A 17,935-nucleotide genomic window follows, 5' to 3' on the forward strand; every position below is an offset into this window, starting at 1 on the left:
TCCCGGCGGCACCTCGCGATTGCGGTGTGCCGCCTGACCCAAGGAGGGTCCATGCTGAAAAAACATCTGTCTCTTGCCGTGCTCGTCACCCTGGTATGGGGGGTCAATTTCCCCATCACCAAGCTCGGCCTGCGTGCCATCGACCCGTTTGTACTCACGGGTATCCGCTTCGCTCTTGCCGCCCTGCCCCTGGTGTTCTTTATCAAGCGCCCCGCCGTCAAATTCAGCTACGTGGCGGCCTATGGCTTTATCTTCGGGCTGGGCATGTGGGGCGTGATCAACTATGGCATCCAAGTGGGCGTGAGCCCCGGTATCGCCTCTTTGATTATCCAGCTCAGCGTGTTCTTCACCATGGGCTGGGGCTTTGTGCTGTTCAAGGAGAAAATCCGTGGCGCGCAAATGCTCGGCGCCGTGCTGGCCTTGATCGGCCTGGCGGGGATCATCTCGACCCAGGAAGGCAACCATGCGGTGCTGGGCGTCATGCTGATCGTCCTCAGCGCGGTGGCCTGGAGCGTGGGCAACGTGATCATCAAGAAATCCGGGGTCAAGGAGATCTTCTCGTTCATGGTGTGGGCCAGCCTGATCCCGCCGATCCCGCTGTTCCTCACGGCCTGGTTGATGCACGGCAGCGCCGCGTTCGAAGGTTTGCAGGCCAGCCTCGACCTGACGGCGGTGTTGTCGATCCTGTTCCAGGTGTACCTGGCCACGCACTTCGCCTACTGGGGCTGGAACTCGTTGCTCAAGCTGTACCCGGTGTCCACCGTGGCGCCGCTGTCGTTGCTGATTCCGGTGTTCGGCATCACCAGCTCGATGCTGATTCTGGATGAGCGCATTTCTACGCCGAACCTGATCTCGATCGGGATCATTATCGTCGGGTTGGCGGTGGGGCTGTACCGCAGACCAGTCAATCTAGCCCCCGTGGAACCGCAGACGATTGTCCATATGGATAGATAGTCATGGCATAAATTCGGGATTTTGTTCGCGTATTGAGTGCTTTAGCCTTCGTCCAGTCCTGTACTGAACCGAAGGAAACACCATGAGCACGCCTGAATTTTTTGTCACCCCCGGCTACGGCGATTACATGCGCGAGCACCTGCATTACTCGCAGGCGGTAAAAGTCGGTAATCGCGTGGAAACCTCAGGCCAAGGGGGCTGGGACGATGAGTTCCAGATCCCCGCCGACCTGGCCGACGAGATCGCCCAGGCGTTCCACAACCTGGAACGCACCCTCGCGACTGCCGGCGCCAGTTGGGAGCACGTGATTCACGTCAACTCCTACCACGTCGGTGGTTTCCCGCCCGAAGTCAACGAGGCGATGGTCAAGCACTACCGCCAGTACATGCCCGACCATGCGCCGATCTGGACGCAAGTCTGCGTCGAGGCTCTGGGGCTGCCGACCATGCGTGTGGAAATCCGCGTGACCGCGATCATTCCCTGACACCGAACCTGCGAATCACCCACTCGACAAACACCTTGAGCCGCGCGCTCTGGTGGCGATTGGGTGGATAGAGGATGTGCAGTGGCGTAGCCGGACGCGACCACTGCGCCAGCACACTGACCAATTGACCGTTGTCCACGTAGTACTGAACGATGGCTTTGAAATGCTGCCCGACGCCCAGGCCGGCGAGCAGCATTTCCTTGAGGCCGTTGCCTTCATTGGTGGAATAGGCACAATCGCCCACTTCGATGCGCCTGTCGCCCTGTTCGAAAATCAGTGGCTCCGCTTTACCTGATCCGGCAAAAAAATAGCCGGCCTTGAGGTGGTTGAGCGCCAGATCCTCCGGGGAAACCGGCACACCTCGGCGCTCCAGGTAATCAGGGGCTGCGCAGGTCAAATATTCCAGGTCGGTCACCTTGCGCCCGATCATCGCCATGTCATCCAGCTTGCCGGCACGGATCACGCAATCCACACCCTCCCCCACAATGTTCACCGCGCGATCACTGATACCCAAGGCTATGGTGATATCGGGATACTCGCGATGAAAATCCACCAGCGCCGGAATCAGCAGGCAATTGGCAAACGACGCCGGTGCATCGACCCGCAGATGCCCGCGGGGCTTGAGGACTTGCCCGCGAATGGCACTGTCCACTTCGTCCAACTCTGCGACCAGGCGCCGGGCATGTTGGTAATACTCCAATCCCTCGGACGTGGGCGCCATAGCCCGCGTTGTGCGGTGCATCAGCTTGATGCCCAGGTGTTTCTCAAGGTCGGTGATCAGCTTGCTCACGGTGGAGCGCGGGAGTGCCAACTGGTCGGATGCACGACTGAATGAGCTGGTTTCGACGACGCGAACAAAGGCACGCATGGCGAGAAGTTGGTTCACAAGGATGACCTTCTGGATAGCTACAAGCGCTTTCAGTAAGCAAAGTTGTCGATCTTGACCTGACCATCGGGAAACGTCGCAATAATCTCCAACTCGCCGCCCATCGCGCGGATATAGTCGCGCAACGTGCTGATGTACATGTCGGTGCGCCGCTCCATTTTGGAGACGGCCGCCTGGTTGATGTTCAGTGCTTTGGCCAGACTCGCCTGGCTTAGCTGCTGAGCTTTGCGCAACTCATGCAGTGGCATTTCCTGCAGGTGCTGCTGAAACAACAGCTTGGCTTCGGCACGGGACTCCGGTGTCATGCGTGCTTGCAGTTCAGCGAATTTCTTAGCCATGGTGACGGCCCTCCCAACCAGAATTCGACCCTGCAAAATATTCCACCAAAGGAATAAAAAATTCAACCTGTCAAAAAGCGTTTTACCTGAGTCTCTACCCACCCCGCTCAAAAACACAATTTTCGAAATGTAAAAAGCGCTCTAATACCCCCCTGTTGATTAGTTTTAAAGATCCTGGAGTTCGCAATGCCCCATGAAGGCAACCTGTTACAAGCAGCCGTGGTGTTCCTGCTCGCCGCCGTGCTGACCGTGCCCCTGGCCAAGCGCCTGCAACTGGGCGCGGTGCTGGGCTATCTGTTCGCTGGCGTGATCATCGGCCCGTCGGTGCTCGGTTTGGTCGGCAACCCGCAAAGCGTCGCGCAATTTTCCGAGCTGGGCGTGGTGTTGCTGCTGTTCATCATTGGCCTGGAACTGTCGCCCAAGCGGTTGTGGGTGATGCGCAAGGCGGTATTTGGCGTCGGCCTCGCGCAGGTGCTGCTCACGGGCCTGGTGATGGGCGTGGTGGCGTTGTGGCTGTTTGGCCAGTCGTGGAACAGTGCGATCGTGCTCGGTCTGGGCCTGGCGCTGTCGTCCACCGCGTTTGGCCTGCAAAGCCTGGCCGAGCGCAAGGAACTGAACCAACCCCACGGCCGCCTGGCCTTTGCGATTCTGCTGTTCCAGGACATCGCCGCGATCCCGCTGATCGCCATGGTGCCGTTGCTGGCCGGCAGCGATCACCCGACCACCGAAGCGCAGGGCCTGCAGCATGTGTTGCAGATTCTCGGCAGCATTGCCGTGGTGATCATCGGCGGCCGTTACCTGTTGCGACCGGTGTTCCGCATCGTCGCCAAGACCGGCCTGCGCGAAGTGTCCACCGCCACCGCACTGTTGGTGGTGATTGGCACGGCCTGGTTGATGGAGTTGGTGGGCGTGTCCATGGCCCTTGGCGCCTTCCTCGCCGGCCTGCTGCTGGCGGACTCGGAATACCGCCACGAACTGGAATCCCAGATTGAACCGTTCAAGGGCCTGCTGCTGGGCCTGTTCTTTATCAGCGTGGGCATGGGCGCCAACCTCAGCCTGTTGCTCAGCTCGCCGCTGGTGGTGATCGGCCTGACGCTGCTGCTGATCGGCTTGAAGCTGCCCTTGCTCTACGCCGTAGGCCGGCTGGTGGGCGACCTCAATCGCGAAAGTGCCCTGCGCCTGGGCGTGGTGCTGGCGGCGGGTGGTGAATTCGCCTTCGTGGTGTTCAAGATCGGTCGCGACCAAGGCCTGTTCGAACCGCATCTGTACGACATCCTGGTCCTGACCATCACCCTCTCCATGGCCGTGACACCGCTGCTGTTGCTGGTGTGCCCGAAGCTGTTCAAGCCCAAGGTCAAGCCGGTGGAAATCCCCGAGGAATACCGCACCATCGAAAGCGATGCGCCCCGCGTGGTCATCGCCGGCATGGGCCGTATGGGGCAGATCGTCGCGCGGATCCTGCGTGCGCAGAACATCTCGTTCATTGCCCTGGACACCTCGGTGGAAACCATCGAACTGACCCGCAGCTTCGGCGGCATGCCGGTGTTCTATGGCGACCCGCAACGCCCCGAGATCCTGCACGCGGCCAAAGTCGACCAGGCGGAGTTCTTCGTGATCGCCATGGACGACCCGGAGATCAACATCAAGACCGCCGAGCTGGTGCGCAACCTCTATCCGCACATGAAGATCATCGCCCGCGCCCGTAACCGTCAGCACGTGCACCGCCTGGTGGACCTGGACGCCTCACCGATTCGCGAGACCTTCTACTCCAGCCTGGAAATGAGCCGCCGCACCCTGGTCGGCCTGGGGTTAAGCCAGGCCCAGGCCGATGCGCGCATCACTCGCTTCAAGAACCACGATTTGCAACTGCTCGCCGCCCAGCACGCTGTATACGACGACGCCGCCAAAGTGATGCAAACCGCCCAGGAAGCCCGGGCAGAACTGGCGCGGCTGTTTGAGATGGACCGACTTGAGGAAGAGTCCGACAAGGTGTGAGGCTATGGATGAACGATTTTGCGAAAATTCTGACAGAATACGGCGCAATTTCGTTCACCCCTGGAGCGCTTCATGGCCACTTTCACCAAGACCGCCGTCCTGCTGGCCATCGCGCTGGCCGCTGGCAGCGCATTCGCCGCTTCCAAACCGACCACGCAAACCATCTCCACCTTGGGTGGCAAATTCACCTTCAACCTGCCCAAGGCCTACGCCGCCGACACCCTGCCGGCTGGCAAGGCTGAAGATGGCACGGCCGATACCCAAGGCACGATGTACGCCAACCAGACCACGAAAAGTGTGGTGATCGTCGCCGAAACCGTGCGTAACGATGGGGTAACCATCGGCGATAACGACGCGCAATTCCTAGATGGCGCCGTGGCCGGGTTCGTCAAGGACCAGAGCGCAGCACTGCCTGACTTCAAGAAACAGAGCGAGAAGAAACTGACGTTCAAGGGCCTGGGCCTGCGCCAGGTGGACAGCACCGCCACCCAAGGCGGCGGCAAGACGCTGAACTCCACGTTCCTCGGTGGTTCGGGTAATCACCTGCTGGTGATCCAGGCGATTTCGCGGGCGGATGATGCCAAGGGGCATGCGGCGTTGGTCAAACAGATTACCGGCGGCAAATAACCTTACGGCGGTCAGTTCAGGCTCTTTTCCAACCAGGCTTTCAGGTCCTGCACTTCCGCCTCGCTGATGGTATGCGGCATGCCGGGGTACCCATGGAACTCCGGCTGCAACCCCAACCCCGTCAGCACCTCATTGGCCCGCGTACCCGACGCATACGGCAGCGCCTGATCCAAGGTGCCATGGCCGATAAAGATCGCCAGCTTGCCCAATGACGCATCCGGCTTCAGCTCTGCCTTGAGCACCGGCAACACGCTGCCGCTCAATGCCGCAATGCCACGCAGCAGCTCCGGCCGGCGCAGGCCCACCTCGTAGGACATGATCGCGCCCTGGCTAAAACCCACCAGGAACACCCGATCCGGCTGAGTGTGATATTTGGCGGTGGCTTTGCCGACAAAATCTTCGATCAGCTTCGCGCTGCGTTGCAGGTCGGCGGTTTCGCCGTCGTAATCGCCGTCACCGGGCGTCTTGGTAAACCAGCGATAGCCGTGCGGGTCCACCGGCATAGGCGCACGGGCCGACAGGTACGTCCAGGTCGAGGGCAGCGCGTCCTTGATGCCAAACAGGTCCTCCTCGTTGCTGCCAAACCCGTGCAGGAAAATCACCAGCGGCTGGTTGCGCGCGTCGCCCTGGGTTTGTTCCAGGTACGAGAGCGGCAAATCGGTGTGCAGCGTGTCGTCGGCATGGGCGGTGCCGACGACCAGCGTCAGCGCCAGGGCAAACAATTTGAGCATCGGACGTCCCCTCAGGGTTTGCGTAACAGATAAGTGTCCATGATCCAGCCATTTTCCAGGCGCGCGGCCTTGCGCATCCGTTCGATTTCTTCTGCGACTTCACTGACTTTGCCGCTGATCAGGATCTCGTCCGGTGTGCCCAGGTAGGCGCCCCAGTAAATGTCCAGGTCTTGGTCCGCCACGCTGCGGTAGGAGTCTTCGGCGTCGAGCATCACCACCAACGTGTCGGCGTCACTCGCCTGCCCCGCCGCCAAACGGCGCCCGGTAGTGATCTCGATGGACTTGCCGATACGGTTAAGCGGCACTTTGTGCTGGGCCGCCAGGGCCTGCACGCTGGTGATACCAGGGATCACTTCGAACTCGAACTCACTGCGACCGCTGGCAAGAATCGCCTGCAAGATGCGAATGGTGCTGTCGTACAGCGCTGGATCACCCCAGGCGAGGAAAGCGCCCACTTCACCGTCAGCCATTTCTTCGTTGATCATGCGTTCGAAGGTCTGCTGCTTGTCGCGGTTGAGGTCCTGCACTGCGGTGGTGTAGTCGATCTCGCCGCGCACGCGCTCGGGGCAATCGGCCTCGACGAAACGGTAGCCGGGCTCGGTGATGTAGGTTTCGCAGATCTCGCGACGCAGGTCGATCAACTTGTCTTTGCTCTGGCCCTTGTCCATCAGGAAAAACACGTCGGTGCGGTTGAGCGCCTTCACGGCCTGCATCGTGATGTAGTCAGGGTTGCCGGCGCCAATGCCGATGATCAGGATGCGTTTCATGGGTTGCTCTCATTGCGGGGCGTGGATTTTGCCATGTTCACGTGCCTAGGCGTGAGTTTCCAGGCGCAGGCGCCAGACATTGTTGAAGCGCAGCTCGGTGGCGGACAGCGGTTCGACGTCGATCCGGTAGAACATCGACACCGGAAACTGCATGACGTGCCACATCGCGGCACGGATCACAAAGGGATGGGTGATGGCCACGACATGGCCGGGCTGGGATTCGAGGGTTTTCATCCACTCAGCCACCCGCTGGCAGATCTGCTCCACCGACTCGCCGCCGTGGGGCGCGCACGTGGCGTCGGTGAGCCAGGTGTTCAGCTGGTCACTCTCCAGTTGACCGACGTCCTGGCCCCTCCACTGCCCGAAATCAGCGTCGCGCAACGCGGCGTCGATCACCCCGTCAGCGCCGAACAAGCCTGCCGTCTGCCGAGCCCTGGCCTCCGGACCACATAACAGTCGCCGGGTTTTCTTGTAGCGACCAGCCAGCGACAACGCCTTGCCCTGCCAATCCATCGCCACCGCCTCGTCATCGGGAAAACGCCCCTGTTTTTGCAGGGGCGTGATGGCATGGCAAATGAGCGTCAAACGAGTGGTGTGCATTGCAGAGTGCTTGAGACCAAGAAGATAAGTCTCCAAGACTGGCGCAGTTAACGCTGGGGCGCAACACTGAAATCAGGTTGCCAGTCTGCTTTTCTGTGGGAGCGTTAGACCTGAAAATCAAACCATTCACGACGGCCTTCAAACGTGCCAATGATCAACTCCACAATCATCCGCACCGCCTCCACATCCTCCACCTGCGCATTCACCGCCAGCCACACCTGCCGCTGCATGCTCTCGCCCAACAGCCCCGGCAACGCCACCAGGCCCCGGTCAAAACTGCTCATGTAATGGGGCAGCAAGCCGATGCACGCGCCACAGCGGATCATCTCCAGCATCAACGAATACGCGTGCACCTGCACCACCGCCGCCAGGCGCTGCTGCACCACCTGATTCCATGCCTGCAACGCGCCCACCTGCGCATCAGGTTGCCACTGCACCAGCATGTAGTCGTCAAGGTCTTCCACGCTGTCCGGCCGTGTGGTCAACCGCGAATAACGCTTGGCGATATGCGGCAAGTACTGCAAGCGTGCCAGGGCCTGTGGTGGCTCGGTGGCGAAGCTCGGGCCAGGCACCGGGCCGTCGGCGTCCGACAGCCACAGCACCACATCCACATCCACCGCTTGCAGCGACAACTGGCTGTCGATGGAAATGATCTCCAGGCGCACGCTGGCGTTGCGCCGCAACAAGGCGATCAGGTCGCGGCCAAGGATGTCGTGCAGGATCGGTTCGGCCACTGCCAGCCGAATCAACGGCTGCTCCGTAACCGGCAACCGCCGTTCATGGGCCAGGGCAATCAATTGGGCCTGCAACTGCTGGCCATCGCGACTGAGCACCAAACCACTGCCCTGGTAACTGAACAGCGAATGCCGCAGATGCTCTTCAAGCTGCGCCAGGCGCTTGCGCAACAGCGTCGCCTTGATGTTCAGGCTGCGCGCCGCCTGCATGAAGCAGCCGCAGCGCGCACTCACCAGAAAGTAGCGCGCCACCTCCGGGTCGATCTCCTGGGCCAGGGCCAGCCAGCTACTGCGCCCCTCGGTCGGGGCGCGATAAGAGGACGGCCCCTGGGGGGCGGACGGTTCTAGAAATGCCATGGGAGACTCCCTGTCTTGTTGGTCTGTGCATCCAATGCGGGTTGACGCGGGTTACTCCAGCACCTTGTTCAACTCGGCGCCGTCGATACTCAGGGTTGCGGTGTTAAGCATGCCTTCGAGGTAAGCCTTGGCGATCTGCTCTTGGCGCTGGGCACGCAGGGCCTGGGTCAGGCGCTCACGCAGTTCGTCGAGGGTCGCGGTACGCGCCGGTTGCTGGCCGGTGAGCTTGAGCACATGAAACCCCGCCGCGCTCTGCACCACGTCCGACACGGCGCCGACTTTGAGGCGCGACACGACACTGCGGACTTCCGGCACCAGCTGTTGCAAAGGCTGCATGCCCGAGTCGCCACCGCGTGCGGCGGAGTCGGTGTCCTGGGAAAACTGCGTGGCCAGGGCGGCGAAATCACCCGGCGCAGCCTGGGCACGACGGCTCAGTTCCTGGGCCTGGCGGCGCACGTTGTCGACGGTTTGCGGGTCATTGGTCGCCAGGAAAATCTGGCTCACCCGGTACAACGGCGGTGTCACCCATTGCGCCTTGCCACTGTCGTAGGCCTGCTGCAACTCCGCCGCACTCGGGTAATCGGCCGGCACCTGGCTGACCGAGAGCATGTAGTCGCGGAACACGATCTGCTCGGCGGCGGCGCGGGTCTGCTGCTCCACGTCCGGGCGCTGGCGCCAACCCTGGGCGTCGGCCTGTTCAAGCACGGCCTTTTGTGCCAGGCGTGAACGAATCCAGGTTTCCAACGCGCCACGGTTACCGCGCAACTGCTCACGGGACTCGGCAGGCAGGCTGGCCAGTACGGTTTTCAGTTCCGTCAGGTCGATCTGCTGATTGCCCAGGCGGGCCACCGCCGGGCCGCCCGATACAGGATTGATCACCGGCGCCGGTTGCTGCGCCGCCACCGGGTCACTGCCCGGCCGCAGGCTCAAGCCCACCGCCACCACCAGCAAGGCCAGCGCACCCGCGCCGACCATCAGGGTTGGTTTCTTCACAATACCGGCGCCTCGGCTTCAGCCTGCAACTGCGCGGCCTGCTGGCTGTATTCACGCAGGTAGACGATGAATTCCTGCAACAGACGATCCCACAGCTCCAACTGGCTGCGCAGGTGCGTGGCGCCAACGCCGGCTACCACCACGTCCATCTCCATCAACAAAAACTCGCCCTGCACCGACAACCGCGCAAAACGTCGCGATGCGTTCCACACCTGGGCCAGGCCTTCGGGCAATTCGCCCTGGATGCGCAGCGCGCAGCTGTAGGTGAAATCCACATACGTACCCTGCTCCGCCGCCGGGTTGCCAAAGCGCACGGCAAAACCGATGCCCTGGCTGGCACTGAGCAATTGCACGATGCCATTTTGTTCAGTCTGGTTGACCCGGTAACCGGCTTCCTGCAACAGCTCGGTGAGGCTCTGGGTGGTGACGCTGGTGATCAATTCGCTCATGGTGATTTCTTCCCTGTCGATCAATGATTGGCGGTTGCCTGGGGCGCATCGAAACGGCTCTTGTACAAATCATCGCCAAAGCCCTGGGCCAGTTCCTCGAACTTGACCCGCGCGCTGCTGGCGAAGGGCTGGCGAATACTCATCACCTCGGCCACATCGATTTTTTCGTAGGCCGCGAGCAACTGCTGGGCCACGCCGTACATCTGTTGATTCTTGACTGAACATTGCTGCACTTGTGTGTCACGGTCGCTCAGTTGTGCCTGCAAGCGCGCACGCTCGGCCTCTTTGCCCTTGGCCAGCACCAGCAGTTCGTCATAGGCCTTCTTGAACTTGCCGATCTGCTCGTTGCTGGCCGCCACCTGGGCCTGTGCCTGGCTGTGCAGGCTCTGTTGCTGGCCGGCCATTTGCTCGGCCACGCCACGGGCCTGGGCGAGTTCGGCGGTCAATTGCTTGATTTGCGCCTGGGCCTGCTTGGCCTGGTTTTCCGCCGCAATCCGCGCGGCGCTGGCCTGGGCCTGTTCGCTTTGCAGGGCCTGCAATTTCTGGGTGGTGCTGCGCAGTTGCGTACGCAGGCGTTCCTCCATGCCTTCAGCCGACGCGCCGGTGGTGACCAGCAGCAACAACAGCCCGCAGATTCGCGTGTTCATGTGGCATCTCCGTGCGCATCAAAAGCGCGTGTTGAGTTCCAGTTGCATCACATCGACTTCGAACGGCGCGCCGTACACTTCGGACGCGCTCAACCAACGCGCACTGGCGTAGATGTTCTTTTCGATGCCGTAGTTGGCGCCAATGAAATAACCCTTGGCGTTGGTGCCGCCCAGGTGGAACGACGAGTCGTTGAAGCCGTCAGGCAAGGCGTCAGGCTGGATGTATTTGTAGCCAGCCAACACGTTCCAATCGCCGCGCTTGCGCATTTCCAGCGCGCTGCCGAGGGTGAACGAGACCATCAGCGCATTGCCGCCACTTTCAAACTGGCCCTTGCTGTTGATGTTGTTGACGATCTCGCCTTCGCTGCGCTTGAGCATCTCGCCCTTGTCGTAGGCCAGGTTGTGGATGAAGTTGCCTTGGGTGCGCAGCTTGAAATCGCTGGGCAGCTCGGCATCCCAGGCCAGGTTCAGGTCGAGCACGTCGAACTTGGATGCCAGACCGACGAACTGCGGTTGCGGGGTCAGGCCCGGAGTGGCCGGATTCGGCGTGATGTCGCGCAGCAGGAACACACTGTTGCCCTTCTGCATGAAGGCCAGGCGCGAGCCGTCGCTGTCACACGCCGGCTGGCCGGACCACGGCTGGCAGGCGCCGGAGCGCTTACCTTCGATATCGTCAAAGTGGTAGTAGGCCACTGCGCCCTTCAGGCTGTTCTCGCGGTTGATCTTCCAGTTGGCGCCGATCTGCCCGCCAAACAGCCACTTGGTCTCGCTGTCTTCCTTGTCGAAGCCGTTGCTGCTGGCTGAGTCGGAGGTGTACTCCACCGGGAACGCACCCAAGGTGCCGAACAGGCCCCACTGGCTGTTCAGGGCGTGGTTGAAATTGGCGGCAATACCGTCGAAGTTCAGGTCGCCCGAATACATCATGTCCGTGGAGTAGAACGGGTTGGCGAAACGGCCGGCGGTGAGGGTCACGTCCGGGGTGGCCTTCCAGCTCAGGTAGCCCTGGTCGAGCCAGATGTCTTTCTTGCCAAAGCCGCCGCCCAGGGTCTGGGTGGTGGACACCGGGTTGTTGTCGGAACCGGTGCCCACACGGATGCCGGCCGTCCAGTCGGGTGACAGCACCGCTTTCATGCCCAGGCGTGCGCGCAGGCGGAACAGGTTTTCGCGGTCCTTGGTGGTATTGAGCAACGGCGGCAGCTTGGTGTTGGTGTCCTTGTTGGTGTCGTACGGGCCGCTTTCATTGAGCTTGGCGTAGTCGACGATCTCGTTGCTGTTGTTGCCCGAGAAGTAACGCGACTCGTCCCGCAGGCGGATATCACCATCAAAGCTGATGCGCGAGACCCAGTCCGGGAAGGTGTTGGGCTGGGCCCAGTTTTCCTGCTTGGCGGTGGCCATGACTTCAGCCTTGACCTGGTCGCGGATCTGATCCTTCACCGCCTGCGGCACGTATTGCACACGCACGTCACCCGGCGCTGCAGCCGGACCTGCGGCCACCACCGGCGCGGCATTGGCCTGGCGTGCCTGCTGGGCCTCTTTTTCGGCCTGGGCGATCAGCCCGTTGGCGGTGTCCTGGGTCAACACGCCTTGCTGCACCAACAGGCGGATCAGGTTGATGGTGACGTTTTCCGAGGGCGCGACCGGGGCTGCAGCCGCCTGGCCGACCAGGGTCGCGATGACCATGCCGACCGCCAGGGTCAGTCGATTCACGGGGGAAATCATGTGTACGCAACTCCTGTAAAAAACCGTTGAAATAGGGTGTGTTCAATCCGGACGCCGGCCCTTGAGCGACAGGCGCATGGGCAGCGTCAACGACGCCGGCGGTTTCTGTGTGGCGCGCGGCGCCTGGATCAAGGCGAGCATCTGCGCGTCGGTCTCGGCATCCCCGCTGGACTTGGCCACCAAAGCTTTGGTGACCTGGCCCTCGGCGCCCAACCACAGGTCTATCTGTATCGAAAACGCCTTCTTGCGCAGCTCAGGGTCTTCGCGCATCAGCCGCTGATAAGTGCCGGCCAGGTACTGCTTGTAGGTGCCCGTCCCCAACCCGCCGCCGCCACTGCCGGCCATGCCGCCGCCCTTGCCGGCGCCGATGTTGAAACCGTCATTACCGGACTGCGCGTCGCCGTCGATCTGCATCGGGTTGGCCAAGTCTTCGTTAGGCGAAGGCGGCGCTTCCTCAGCCGGCTTGACCTCCTCGGGTTCGGGGCTTGGCACCGGTTCCGGGATTTTTTCTTCGACCTGGGGCTCAGGTTCCTTGGGCTTTTCCGGCGGTGGTGGCGGTGGCGGCGGCAACGGGATGATCGTCGGCACCTTCGGCGCTTCGCGGCGCACGCCGCTCATGTCATTGGCCCATTGCCACAAGCACCAGGCCGCCACGGCGCCCAGCAACAGGCCGGCACCCCACTTCAATGGGCGCAACGGTGGCTTCTTTTTCACGGGCAAGGGCGCAATCGGGATCTGTGCAGTCATGACTCAGCCCTGGCTCGGTTTGCCGGTAACCAACCCGACCTGGGACAGTTCCAGTCGACGCAGCAGGTCGAGTACTTCAATCACCTTCTGGTACTGCACCATCGCATCGCCACGCACGATCACCGGGAAGTCCGGGTTCAGCGCTTTCTCGATGCGCAGGCGTTCTTCCAGCTCACCGAGGGTCACCGGGTAGGCGTCGAGGAACACCTGGCCACCGTCGTTCACGGAGATGGCCTTGGTCTTGGCCTCCGACAACGACACCGAAGCGCTGGCCTTGGGCAGGTGAATCTGGATGCCCGAGACCTGGGCGGTGGCGGTGAGGATAAACATCACCAGCACCACCATCAGCACGTCCACCAGGGGCGTGATGTTGATGCTGTCGACGGCGGCATCATCGTCATCGTCGTGGGAGGTATTTACGGAAGCCATGGCGGTTCTCCTCAGGCCGGAACAGCGGCGTGATGGTCACGACGATGCGCCGCTTCACTGTGCTGGCTCTGGCCGTGCATCTCCGCCAGGCGGGTGATGAACTCGTCGACAAACACACGCATGTCCGCGCTGACTTCCTTGTTGCGCGTGATCAGGCGGTTGTAGCCAAACAACGCCGGGATCGCGACAAACAGGCCCATGGCCGTGGCCAGCAACGCCGCCGCCATACCGGGGGCAATCGCGTTGATGTTCACATCGCCGGCCATGGCCGTGCCGAGGAACACCACCATGATCCCCAGCACCGTGCCGAGCAGGCCGATATAAGGGCCGCCGGCGATAGCGTTGGACAGGGTCGAAAGTTTGGAACTGAGCGCCTGGTTTTCGCGGGTGCGCACGCCGTCCATCGAGCAGCGGATGGCTTCGATGGTCGCGGCCGAGACCGACGAGGTGTCCGCGCCCTGGGCACGGCGGGTGCGGATCTCCTTGACCGCCACCAGGTACAGGCGCCAGAGCGAAGAATGGGCCAGGCGTTCACCCAACTGGGCGTCGTCGGCGTACATCTCCAAGCGTGTGCCGATCTGCGCAAAATGCTCGCGGAACACCTCGTTGGCGCTGCTCACACGGCTGACCTGGCGGTTCTTGCGCAGCATGATCACCCACGATTGGAACATCATCGCCACCAGCACCAGGATGATCACCCAGGCATCCACCGGCACCGCGTTGAGCAAGAAGCCCAAGCTGCCGAAACCGAAGCCGGACTGTTCTTCATCGACGCCATAGGCCACCAGTTTCGACTCGGCGCCCTGGGCGCTGGCATCGGCCAGCAACAGTGCCGCCGGACGCGCTACCTTGGACAGACGCAGCTCATCGATGGCTCCGGCGAATGGCAAGTGCGTGCTGCCCGCTTCCGGCAGATCGGCACCGATGGCCAACTGAGAATTGAACGCCGGCAAGGCAACGGCCAGGATGGCGGTTTCACGGCCATTCACATACAGCGAGACCTTGTCACCCTCGGCGGTGAACGCCAGGTGCTGCCATTGGCCGGGGTTCAGCGGTTGGCTCGACACGGCGCGCTGGCCGTCGATTTCCACGAACGGCATGCCTTGGTTCAAGCCCAGCAACAGGCTATGGGGGCCATCGCGGCGGGCAAGCACGACTTGTTCGCCACTGGCCTGGTCCAGGCGCAACCAGGCACTGAAGGTGAACGCGCCACCCGCCGCGTGTTGCAGCGAAGGGCTGGCCGGCAACATCAGGGGTTGACCACTGAGCTGCAAGGCACGGCCGATCACACCGTCGATGCTGGCACCGGTGGCGTTCAACGCGGTGTTGGCGTAGGCCGTGGTGTCGCGGGCCGGTGTGCCGTTGGCCCCGTCAAAATGGTAGAGCGCGGTGTAGTTCGGGTCGAACGTCAGCTGGCCGTTGGCGGTGGCCGGGGCCTTCTGGTTGCCGTAGTACATCCACAGGTCCTGGCGCTGACCGCCTTCGACTTTGGGCACATCGACCCAGATCAGCGCCATGCCCATCAATGGGTCGAAGCTCTCGATCTGGTGATTGAACACGGTTTTGTCATCGGCGCTCACAAAACGCAGGTCGGCGCCGTCATCCTTGACCCCGTCAAAGGTGAAGTTACCGGTGTGCAAGCGCACCAGCAGCGCGGTACGGCCCAGGGCCTGGTTGATCGCGGCGCCTTGGGCGGTGGTGTCCACCGAAATCTGTTTGCGGTAGTGCCAGTCGTCCTGCCACCAGGCATGGGCGGTGGCCGGGAGCGTGAAGCCCAGGCAGATCAACAGGCTCAGGAATAGGCGTTGCATGGGTGAAGTCTCCGGAAGAAAAAGTCAGAAAGTCGCCTGCACACTGAAGTGCAGTCGCGAGTCCTGTTTCTGGGTGTTCGGTCCATCGAGCAGCGGGTAGCCCCAATCCAGGCTGCCGGACAACCATTTGCTCAAACTGGCGCGGGTGCCCAAGCCAACGCTGGCCAGGCTGTATTCGTCTTCTTGCTCGGGCAGCGGATCGTGCAGGCGCATGCGCGCGCCTTCGGCGAACGCGTAGAAGCGCCACTCCTGCACATAACTGCCAAGGAACTTGGCCAGGGACGGCGTGCGCAGTTCCTGGGAGAGCAAGTACCCCTCATCCCCGGTGCGCTCCGCCGCGAGGTAACCGCGCACCGATGTGGCGCCGCCTGCGGAATACTGCTCGTTGGACACAAGCGGCCCCGACGCCAGCTGGAAGCCGCCCTTGGTTGCCGACTGCCAGTCGTTGGCGAAGGTGTAGGTGTAATTCAGGTCGCCCTTGAGCACGGCAAAACTGGCGCTGGCCTTGTAGCGTTTGTACTCGAACTCTTCGGCATCGCTGCCGTAGCCGAAGAACGCGCGAGTACCCACCACCAGGTTCAAACCCAGGCCCAACTGCGCTTGTTCGGTGTAGCGAAAACCGTTGTAGCCGAATGTGAATGGCGCGTATTTGAGGGGCACCTGGTCGCTGCTGGAGCCGAACTTCATCTGTTCGTCGAAGTCCTTGAAGTCCACGCCAAACGAGAACGAGTTGGCCCAGTTGCCCGCCGCTGGCAGGTTGTAGATGGCCGATACACCGTAGGAATGACCCTTGCCCAGCACGTTGCTGCCGCCGATGGTGGCGATGTTGCTGTCGGACTGGTAACCGGAGAACTGCAAGGTCCAGCGCTCATCCAATGGCGCGCTGTAGGAGCCCGACCAGACCTTGGCATTTTCGGTGTCCTGGGGCGCGGTGAAGTAGGTCAGGGAAATGCTGTGACCCAGTTGCCAAAGGTTGTCGTACCCCAGGGTCGCCACCGAGCGCAGCTTTTCGGTGTCGGCGCTGTAGTCGTTGTTCAGGCCGATACTGGCGTGCCAGGGGTTCTGGTCTTCCACCTGCAAATCCACATCCATGGTGCCGGGGCGTTGGCCCTCGCGCACCAGCGGCGTGACCTGGCGCCCAGCGCCGCGATTGAGGCCCGCCAACTGGGTTTGCACCGTGGCAAAGTCCGGCACCGCGCCCTCCTCCAGAGCCGGCACCTGCTCGCGGATTTCCACCGGCGAATAGTGCTTGGCACCGACCACGCGCACACGGCCGACCTTGGTCTCGCTGACCTGCAGGTAGACGATACCGTCATCGACCTTCTGCTCCGGCAGCTCGACAAACACCGACTGATAGCCACGCGACTGGTAGATCTTCTGCAACGCATCGCGCGCGCCTTCGATATCGCCCAAGGTCTTTTGCGGCCCCAGGAACGGATACACCGCCTCCTCGATCGTCGCCGCATCCAGCACCGTATTGCCGCGCACGAAGTACTCGTTGACGTCGACCTTACGCGCGCCCTCTTCCTCCTCGGCCAACACCGGTTGCGCCAGGCTCCCCAGCGTCACGCAACACAGCGCCAACGTTAATTTGAACAGATGCTCCACACCGCCCCCTGACTGTCTGATTTTTTGCGCCGTCGCCGGATGCCCGGCGTGCGGCCTGCTCAATTGCTGGTGATCGAAGTGCTGCCGTGGCGTGCCAGCCAGGTGTGCAACAGGGCGAAGTTCAACGAGAACTCCGGCATGTGCAGCAAGGCGCCACAAAACACGTCACCGATGATTTTTTGGATGAGTTGCACCGCACGCGGGTTGTTCAGCAGCGTGGCGATGTCGCGGGTCAGTACGTGAATGCTCCAGACCTTTTGGTTGAGGTCCAGGCCGACGAACCAGCGGAACAGCAGGTTGTAGTTCAGCTGTTCATGCAGCTGTTGTTCGCTGGGCACCGAGTACAGCAGTTGCAGCAGCAGGATCTGCAGCACGGTGTGCGGGGCGATCGACATCGCGGGTTCGGCGGTGAGCCAGTCACGGTGCTGGTCGAGCACTTCGTCGATCTGTGGGCGCAGCAGCACCAGGGAATGGCCTGCCGGGATGTAGCTGGAGACTTCCTTGCGAGCGCCTTGCCAGTCTTCCTGGGAGACGATCCAGACCCAGGGTGCGCCGTAGCGATAGACCGACACCGGCTTCTTGCGCGCGGCTTCGACGATCTTCGACAGGCGCTGGTCGAGCTCCTGCATGCCGACTTTCGAGTAACGTTCCATAGTTCCCATCGCCCCACTCCTGGCATCCTGCTTGCGGCTGAAAAGCCCAACGTTCTGGTGGGCTCAAGCGCGTTACACAGAGGAGACGGGAGTGGCCATGGGCTACCGAACTTTTGTCATGAAAGCTTCATTTTGGATTGGGTGGGGGGCATTTTTTATGGTGTACATATCCGTTATTTAGGTAACGGCTACTTATGGTTCCGCTCTTACAGCGGCTCACTTTTGGAAAGGCCCAAAAGTAAGCAAAAGGCCTTCGCCCCAACACTCGGTACCTCGCCTAGGCTCGGTATGCCCGTAATCCGACAGTGATTTGGGGGGCCGCCGCCACGCGCCATCCATGGCGCGGGGCGGCTAAACCGGCATCCCTGCCGGTTTACCCCCCAAATCCCTGCCGAATTCCGGCCAG

The 17,935-nt window shown here is 61.8% G+C and carries 19 protein-coding genes; 4 read left to right on the forward strand and 15 right to left on the reverse strand.

Features of this window, described 5'->3' with window-relative positions:
- Nucleotides 1–51 precede the first annotated feature (51 nt).
- Nucleotides 52–954, forward strand: a complete 903-nt coding sequence (locus ACP7BX_RS25725) for an EamA family transporter (protein WP_038850783.1) — start codon at nucleotides 52–54, stop codon at nucleotides 952–954.
- An 82-nt stretch (nucleotides 955–1,036) separates the two neighbouring features.
- Entirely contained in the window at nucleotides 1,037–1,438 is a 402-nt protein-coding gene (locus ACP7BX_RS25730; protein WP_426127859.1) for a RidA family protein, read from the forward strand.
- Here the strand turns inward: ACP7BX_RS25730 and ACP7BX_RS25735 are convergent.
- Together ACP7BX_RS25735 and ACP7BX_RS25740 are read right to left on the reverse strand one after the other, a co-directional pair.
- Nucleotides 1,428–2,324: a LysR family transcriptional regulator gene (locus ACP7BX_RS25735; protein WP_426127857.1), complete on the reverse strand. Its 897-nt coding sequence runs from the start codon at nucleotides 2,322–2,324 to the stop codon at nucleotides 1,428–1,430. The genes ACP7BX_RS25730 and ACP7BX_RS25735 overlap by 11 nt on opposite strands.
- Before the next feature lie 32 nt (nucleotides 2,325–2,356).
- The gene (locus ACP7BX_RS25740; protein WP_177076812.1) at nucleotides 2,357–2,662 is read right to left on the reverse strand and encodes an XRE family transcriptional regulator; all 306 of its coding nucleotides are present in this window, start codon (nucleotides 2,660–2,662) and stop codon (nucleotides 2,357–2,359) included.
- Nucleotides 2,663–2,848: 186 nt separating this feature from the next.
- Between ACP7BX_RS25740 and ACP7BX_RS25745 the strand changes: the two genes are divergently transcribed.
- A complete protein-coding gene (locus ACP7BX_RS25745) occupies nucleotides 2,849–4,657 on the forward strand; it encodes a monovalent cation:proton antiporter-2 (CPA2) family protein (RefSeq protein WP_177110811.1) in 1,809 nt (602 codons plus the stop codon).
- A gap of 72 nt (nucleotides 4,658–4,729) precedes the next feature.
- Nucleotides 4,730–5,284: a hypothetical protein gene (locus tag ACP7BX_RS25750; protein WP_177110810.1), complete on the forward strand. Its 555-nt coding sequence runs from the start codon at nucleotides 4,730–4,732 to the stop codon at nucleotides 5,282–5,284.
- An 11-nt stretch (nucleotides 5,285–5,295) separates the two neighbouring features.
- Here ACP7BX_RS25750 and ACP7BX_RS25755 read toward each other — a convergent pair whose 3' ends face one another.
- The 13 genes from ACP7BX_RS25755 to ACP7BX_RS25815 all read right to left on the reverse strand — a co-directional run bounded on the left by ACP7BX_RS25755 (nucleotide 5,296) and on the right by ACP7BX_RS25815 (nucleotide 17,529).
- On the reverse strand, nucleotides 5,296–6,015 hold the full coding sequence (locus tag ACP7BX_RS25755) for an alpha/beta hydrolase (protein ID WP_426127854.1): 720 nt from the start codon (nucleotides 6,013–6,015) through the stop codon (nucleotides 5,296–5,298).
- An 11-nt stretch (nucleotides 6,016–6,026) separates the two neighbouring features.
- A complete protein-coding gene (cobF, locus tag ACP7BX_RS25760; RefSeq protein WP_426127852.1) occupies nucleotides 6,027–6,782 on the reverse strand; it encodes a precorrin-6A synthase (deacetylating) in 756 nt (251 codons plus the stop codon).
- A gap of 45 nt (nucleotides 6,783–6,827) precedes the next feature.
- A complete protein-coding gene (locus ACP7BX_RS25765) occupies nucleotides 6,828–7,382 on the reverse strand; it encodes a histidine phosphatase family protein (protein WP_426127850.1) in 555 nt (184 codons plus the stop codon).
- A gap of 104 nt (nucleotides 7,383–7,486) precedes the next feature.
- Nucleotides 7,487–8,473 carry a LysR family transcriptional regulator gene (locus ACP7BX_RS25770; protein ID WP_314532288.1) on the reverse strand — a complete coding sequence of 329 codons (987 nt, stop codon included), beginning with the start codon at nucleotides 8,471–8,473 and terminating at the stop codon, nucleotides 7,487–7,489.
- A gap of 51 nt (nucleotides 8,474–8,524) precedes the next feature.
- Nucleotides 8,525–9,466: a peptidylprolyl isomerase gene (locus ACP7BX_RS25775; protein WP_426127848.1), complete on the reverse strand. Its 942-nt coding sequence runs from the start codon at nucleotides 9,464–9,466 to the stop codon at nucleotides 8,525–8,527.
- The gene (locus ACP7BX_RS25780) at nucleotides 9,463–9,915 is read right to left on the reverse strand and encodes a YbjN domain-containing protein (protein ID WP_080642458.1); all 453 of its coding nucleotides are present in this window, start codon (nucleotides 9,913–9,915) and stop codon (nucleotides 9,463–9,465) included. Before ACP7BX_RS25780 ends, ACP7BX_RS25775 begins: the two co-directional genes overlap by 4 nt.
- A gap of 20 nt (nucleotides 9,916–9,935) precedes the next feature.
- Complete coding sequence (locus ACP7BX_RS25785) at nucleotides 9,936–10,562, reverse strand: DNA repair protein (protein WP_426127846.1); 627 nt, start codon at nucleotides 10,560–10,562, stop codon at nucleotides 9,936–9,938.
- An 18-nt stretch (nucleotides 10,563–10,580) separates the two neighbouring features.
- Complete coding sequence (locus ACP7BX_RS25790) at nucleotides 10,581–12,281, reverse strand: putative porin (protein WP_033901607.1); 1,701 nt, start codon at nucleotides 12,279–12,281, stop codon at nucleotides 10,581–10,583.
- Between the two features lie 42 nt (nucleotides 12,282–12,323).
- Nucleotides 12,324–13,028, reverse strand: a complete 705-nt coding sequence (locus ACP7BX_RS25795; protein ID WP_033901608.1) for an energy transducer TonB family protein — start codon at nucleotides 13,026–13,028, stop codon at nucleotides 12,324–12,326.
- Between the two features lie 3 nt (nucleotides 13,029–13,031).
- On the reverse strand, nucleotides 13,032–13,457 hold the full coding sequence (locus tag ACP7BX_RS25800; protein WP_016980095.1) for an ExbD/TolR family protein: 426 nt from the start codon (nucleotides 13,455–13,457) through the stop codon (nucleotides 13,032–13,034).
- Between the two features lie 11 nt (nucleotides 13,458–13,468).
- Entirely contained in the window at nucleotides 13,469–15,268 is a 1,800-nt protein-coding gene (locus ACP7BX_RS25805; RefSeq protein WP_426127843.1) for a DUF2341 domain-containing protein, read from the reverse strand.
- Nucleotides 15,269–15,292: 24 nt separating this feature from the next.
- Entirely contained in the window at nucleotides 15,293–16,876 is a 1,584-nt protein-coding gene (locus ACP7BX_RS25810) for a ShlB/FhaC/HecB family hemolysin secretion/activation protein (protein WP_426127841.1), read from the reverse strand.
- Nucleotides 16,877–16,935: 59 nt separating this feature from the next.
- Complete coding sequence (locus ACP7BX_RS25815; protein WP_028619777.1) at nucleotides 16,936–17,529, reverse strand: transposase; 594 nt, start codon at nucleotides 17,527–17,529, stop codon at nucleotides 16,936–16,938.
- Nucleotides 17,530–17,935 lie beyond the last annotated feature (406 nt).

The organism is Pseudomonas sp. DWP3-1-3b3, from assembly GCF_049896305.1.
GTDB lineage: Bacteria > Pseudomonadota > Gammaproteobacteria > Pseudomonadales > Pseudomonadaceae > Aquipseudomonas > Aquipseudomonas azotoformans_A.

What these genes read in the sequence shown, in the direction of transcription:
- ACP7BX_RS25800 (WP_016980095.1), bottom strand. Translation starts at nt 13,457, where the DNA reads ATGGCTTCCGTAAATACCTCCCACGACGATGACGATGATGCCGCCGTC.
- ACP7BX_RS25745 (WP_177110811.1), top strand. Translation starts at nt 2,849, where the DNA reads ATGCCCCATGAAGGCAACCTGTTACAAGCAGCCGTGGTGTTCCTGCTC.
- ACP7BX_RS25815 (WP_028619777.1), bottom strand. Translation starts at nt 17,529, where the DNA reads ATGGAACGTTACTCGAAAGTCGGCATGCAGGAGCTCGACCAGCGCCTG.
- ACP7BX_RS25740 (WP_177076812.1), bottom strand. Translation starts at nt 2,662, where the DNA reads ATGGCTAAGAAATTCGCTGAACTGCAAGCACGCATGACACCGGAGTCC.
- ACP7BX_RS25730 (WP_426127859.1), top strand. Translation starts at nt 1,037, where the DNA reads ATGAGCACGCCTGAATTTTTTGTCACCCCCGGCTACGGCGATTACATG.
- ACP7BX_RS25780 (WP_080642458.1), bottom strand. Translation starts at nt 9,915, where the DNA reads ATGAGCGAATTGATCACCAGCGTCACCACCCAGAGCCTCACCGAGCTG.
- cobF (WP_426127852.1), bottom strand. Translation starts at nt 6,782, where the DNA reads ATGAAACGCATCCTGATCATCGGCATTGGCGCCGGCAACCCTGACTAC.
- ACP7BX_RS25805 (WP_426127843.1), bottom strand. Translation starts at nt 15,268, where the DNA reads ATGCAACGCCTATTCCTGAGCCTGTTGATCTGCCTGGGCTTCACGCTC.
- ACP7BX_RS25725 (WP_038850783.1), top strand. Translation starts at nt 52, where the DNA reads ATGCTGAAAAAACATCTGTCTCTTGCCGTGCTCGTCACCCTGGTATGG.
- ACP7BX_RS25755 (WP_426127854.1), bottom strand. Translation starts at nt 6,015, where the DNA reads ATGCTCAAATTGTTTGCCCTGGCGCTGACGCTGGTCGTCGGCACCGCC.
- ACP7BX_RS25795 (WP_033901608.1), bottom strand. Translation starts at nt 13,028, where the DNA reads ATGACTGCACAGATCCCGATTGCGCCCTTGCCCGTGAAAAAGAAGCCA.
- ACP7BX_RS25790 (WP_033901607.1), bottom strand. Translation starts at nt 12,281, where the DNA reads ATGATTTCCCCCGTGAATCGACTGACCCTGGCGGTCGGCATGGTCATC.
- ACP7BX_RS25765 (WP_426127850.1), bottom strand. Translation starts at nt 7,382, where the DNA reads ATGCACACCACTCGTTTGACGCTCATTTGCCATGCCATCACGCCCCTG.
- ACP7BX_RS25750 (WP_177110810.1), top strand. Translation starts at nt 4,730, where the DNA reads ATGGCCACTTTCACCAAGACCGCCGTCCTGCTGGCCATCGCGCTGGCC.
- ACP7BX_RS25785 (WP_426127846.1), bottom strand. Translation starts at nt 10,562, where the DNA reads ATGAACACGCGAATCTGCGGGCTGTTGTTGCTGCTGGTCACCACCGGC.
- ACP7BX_RS25770 (WP_314532288.1), bottom strand. Translation starts at nt 8,473, where the DNA reads ATGGCATTTCTAGAACCGTCCGCCCCCCAGGGGCCGTCCTCTTATCGC.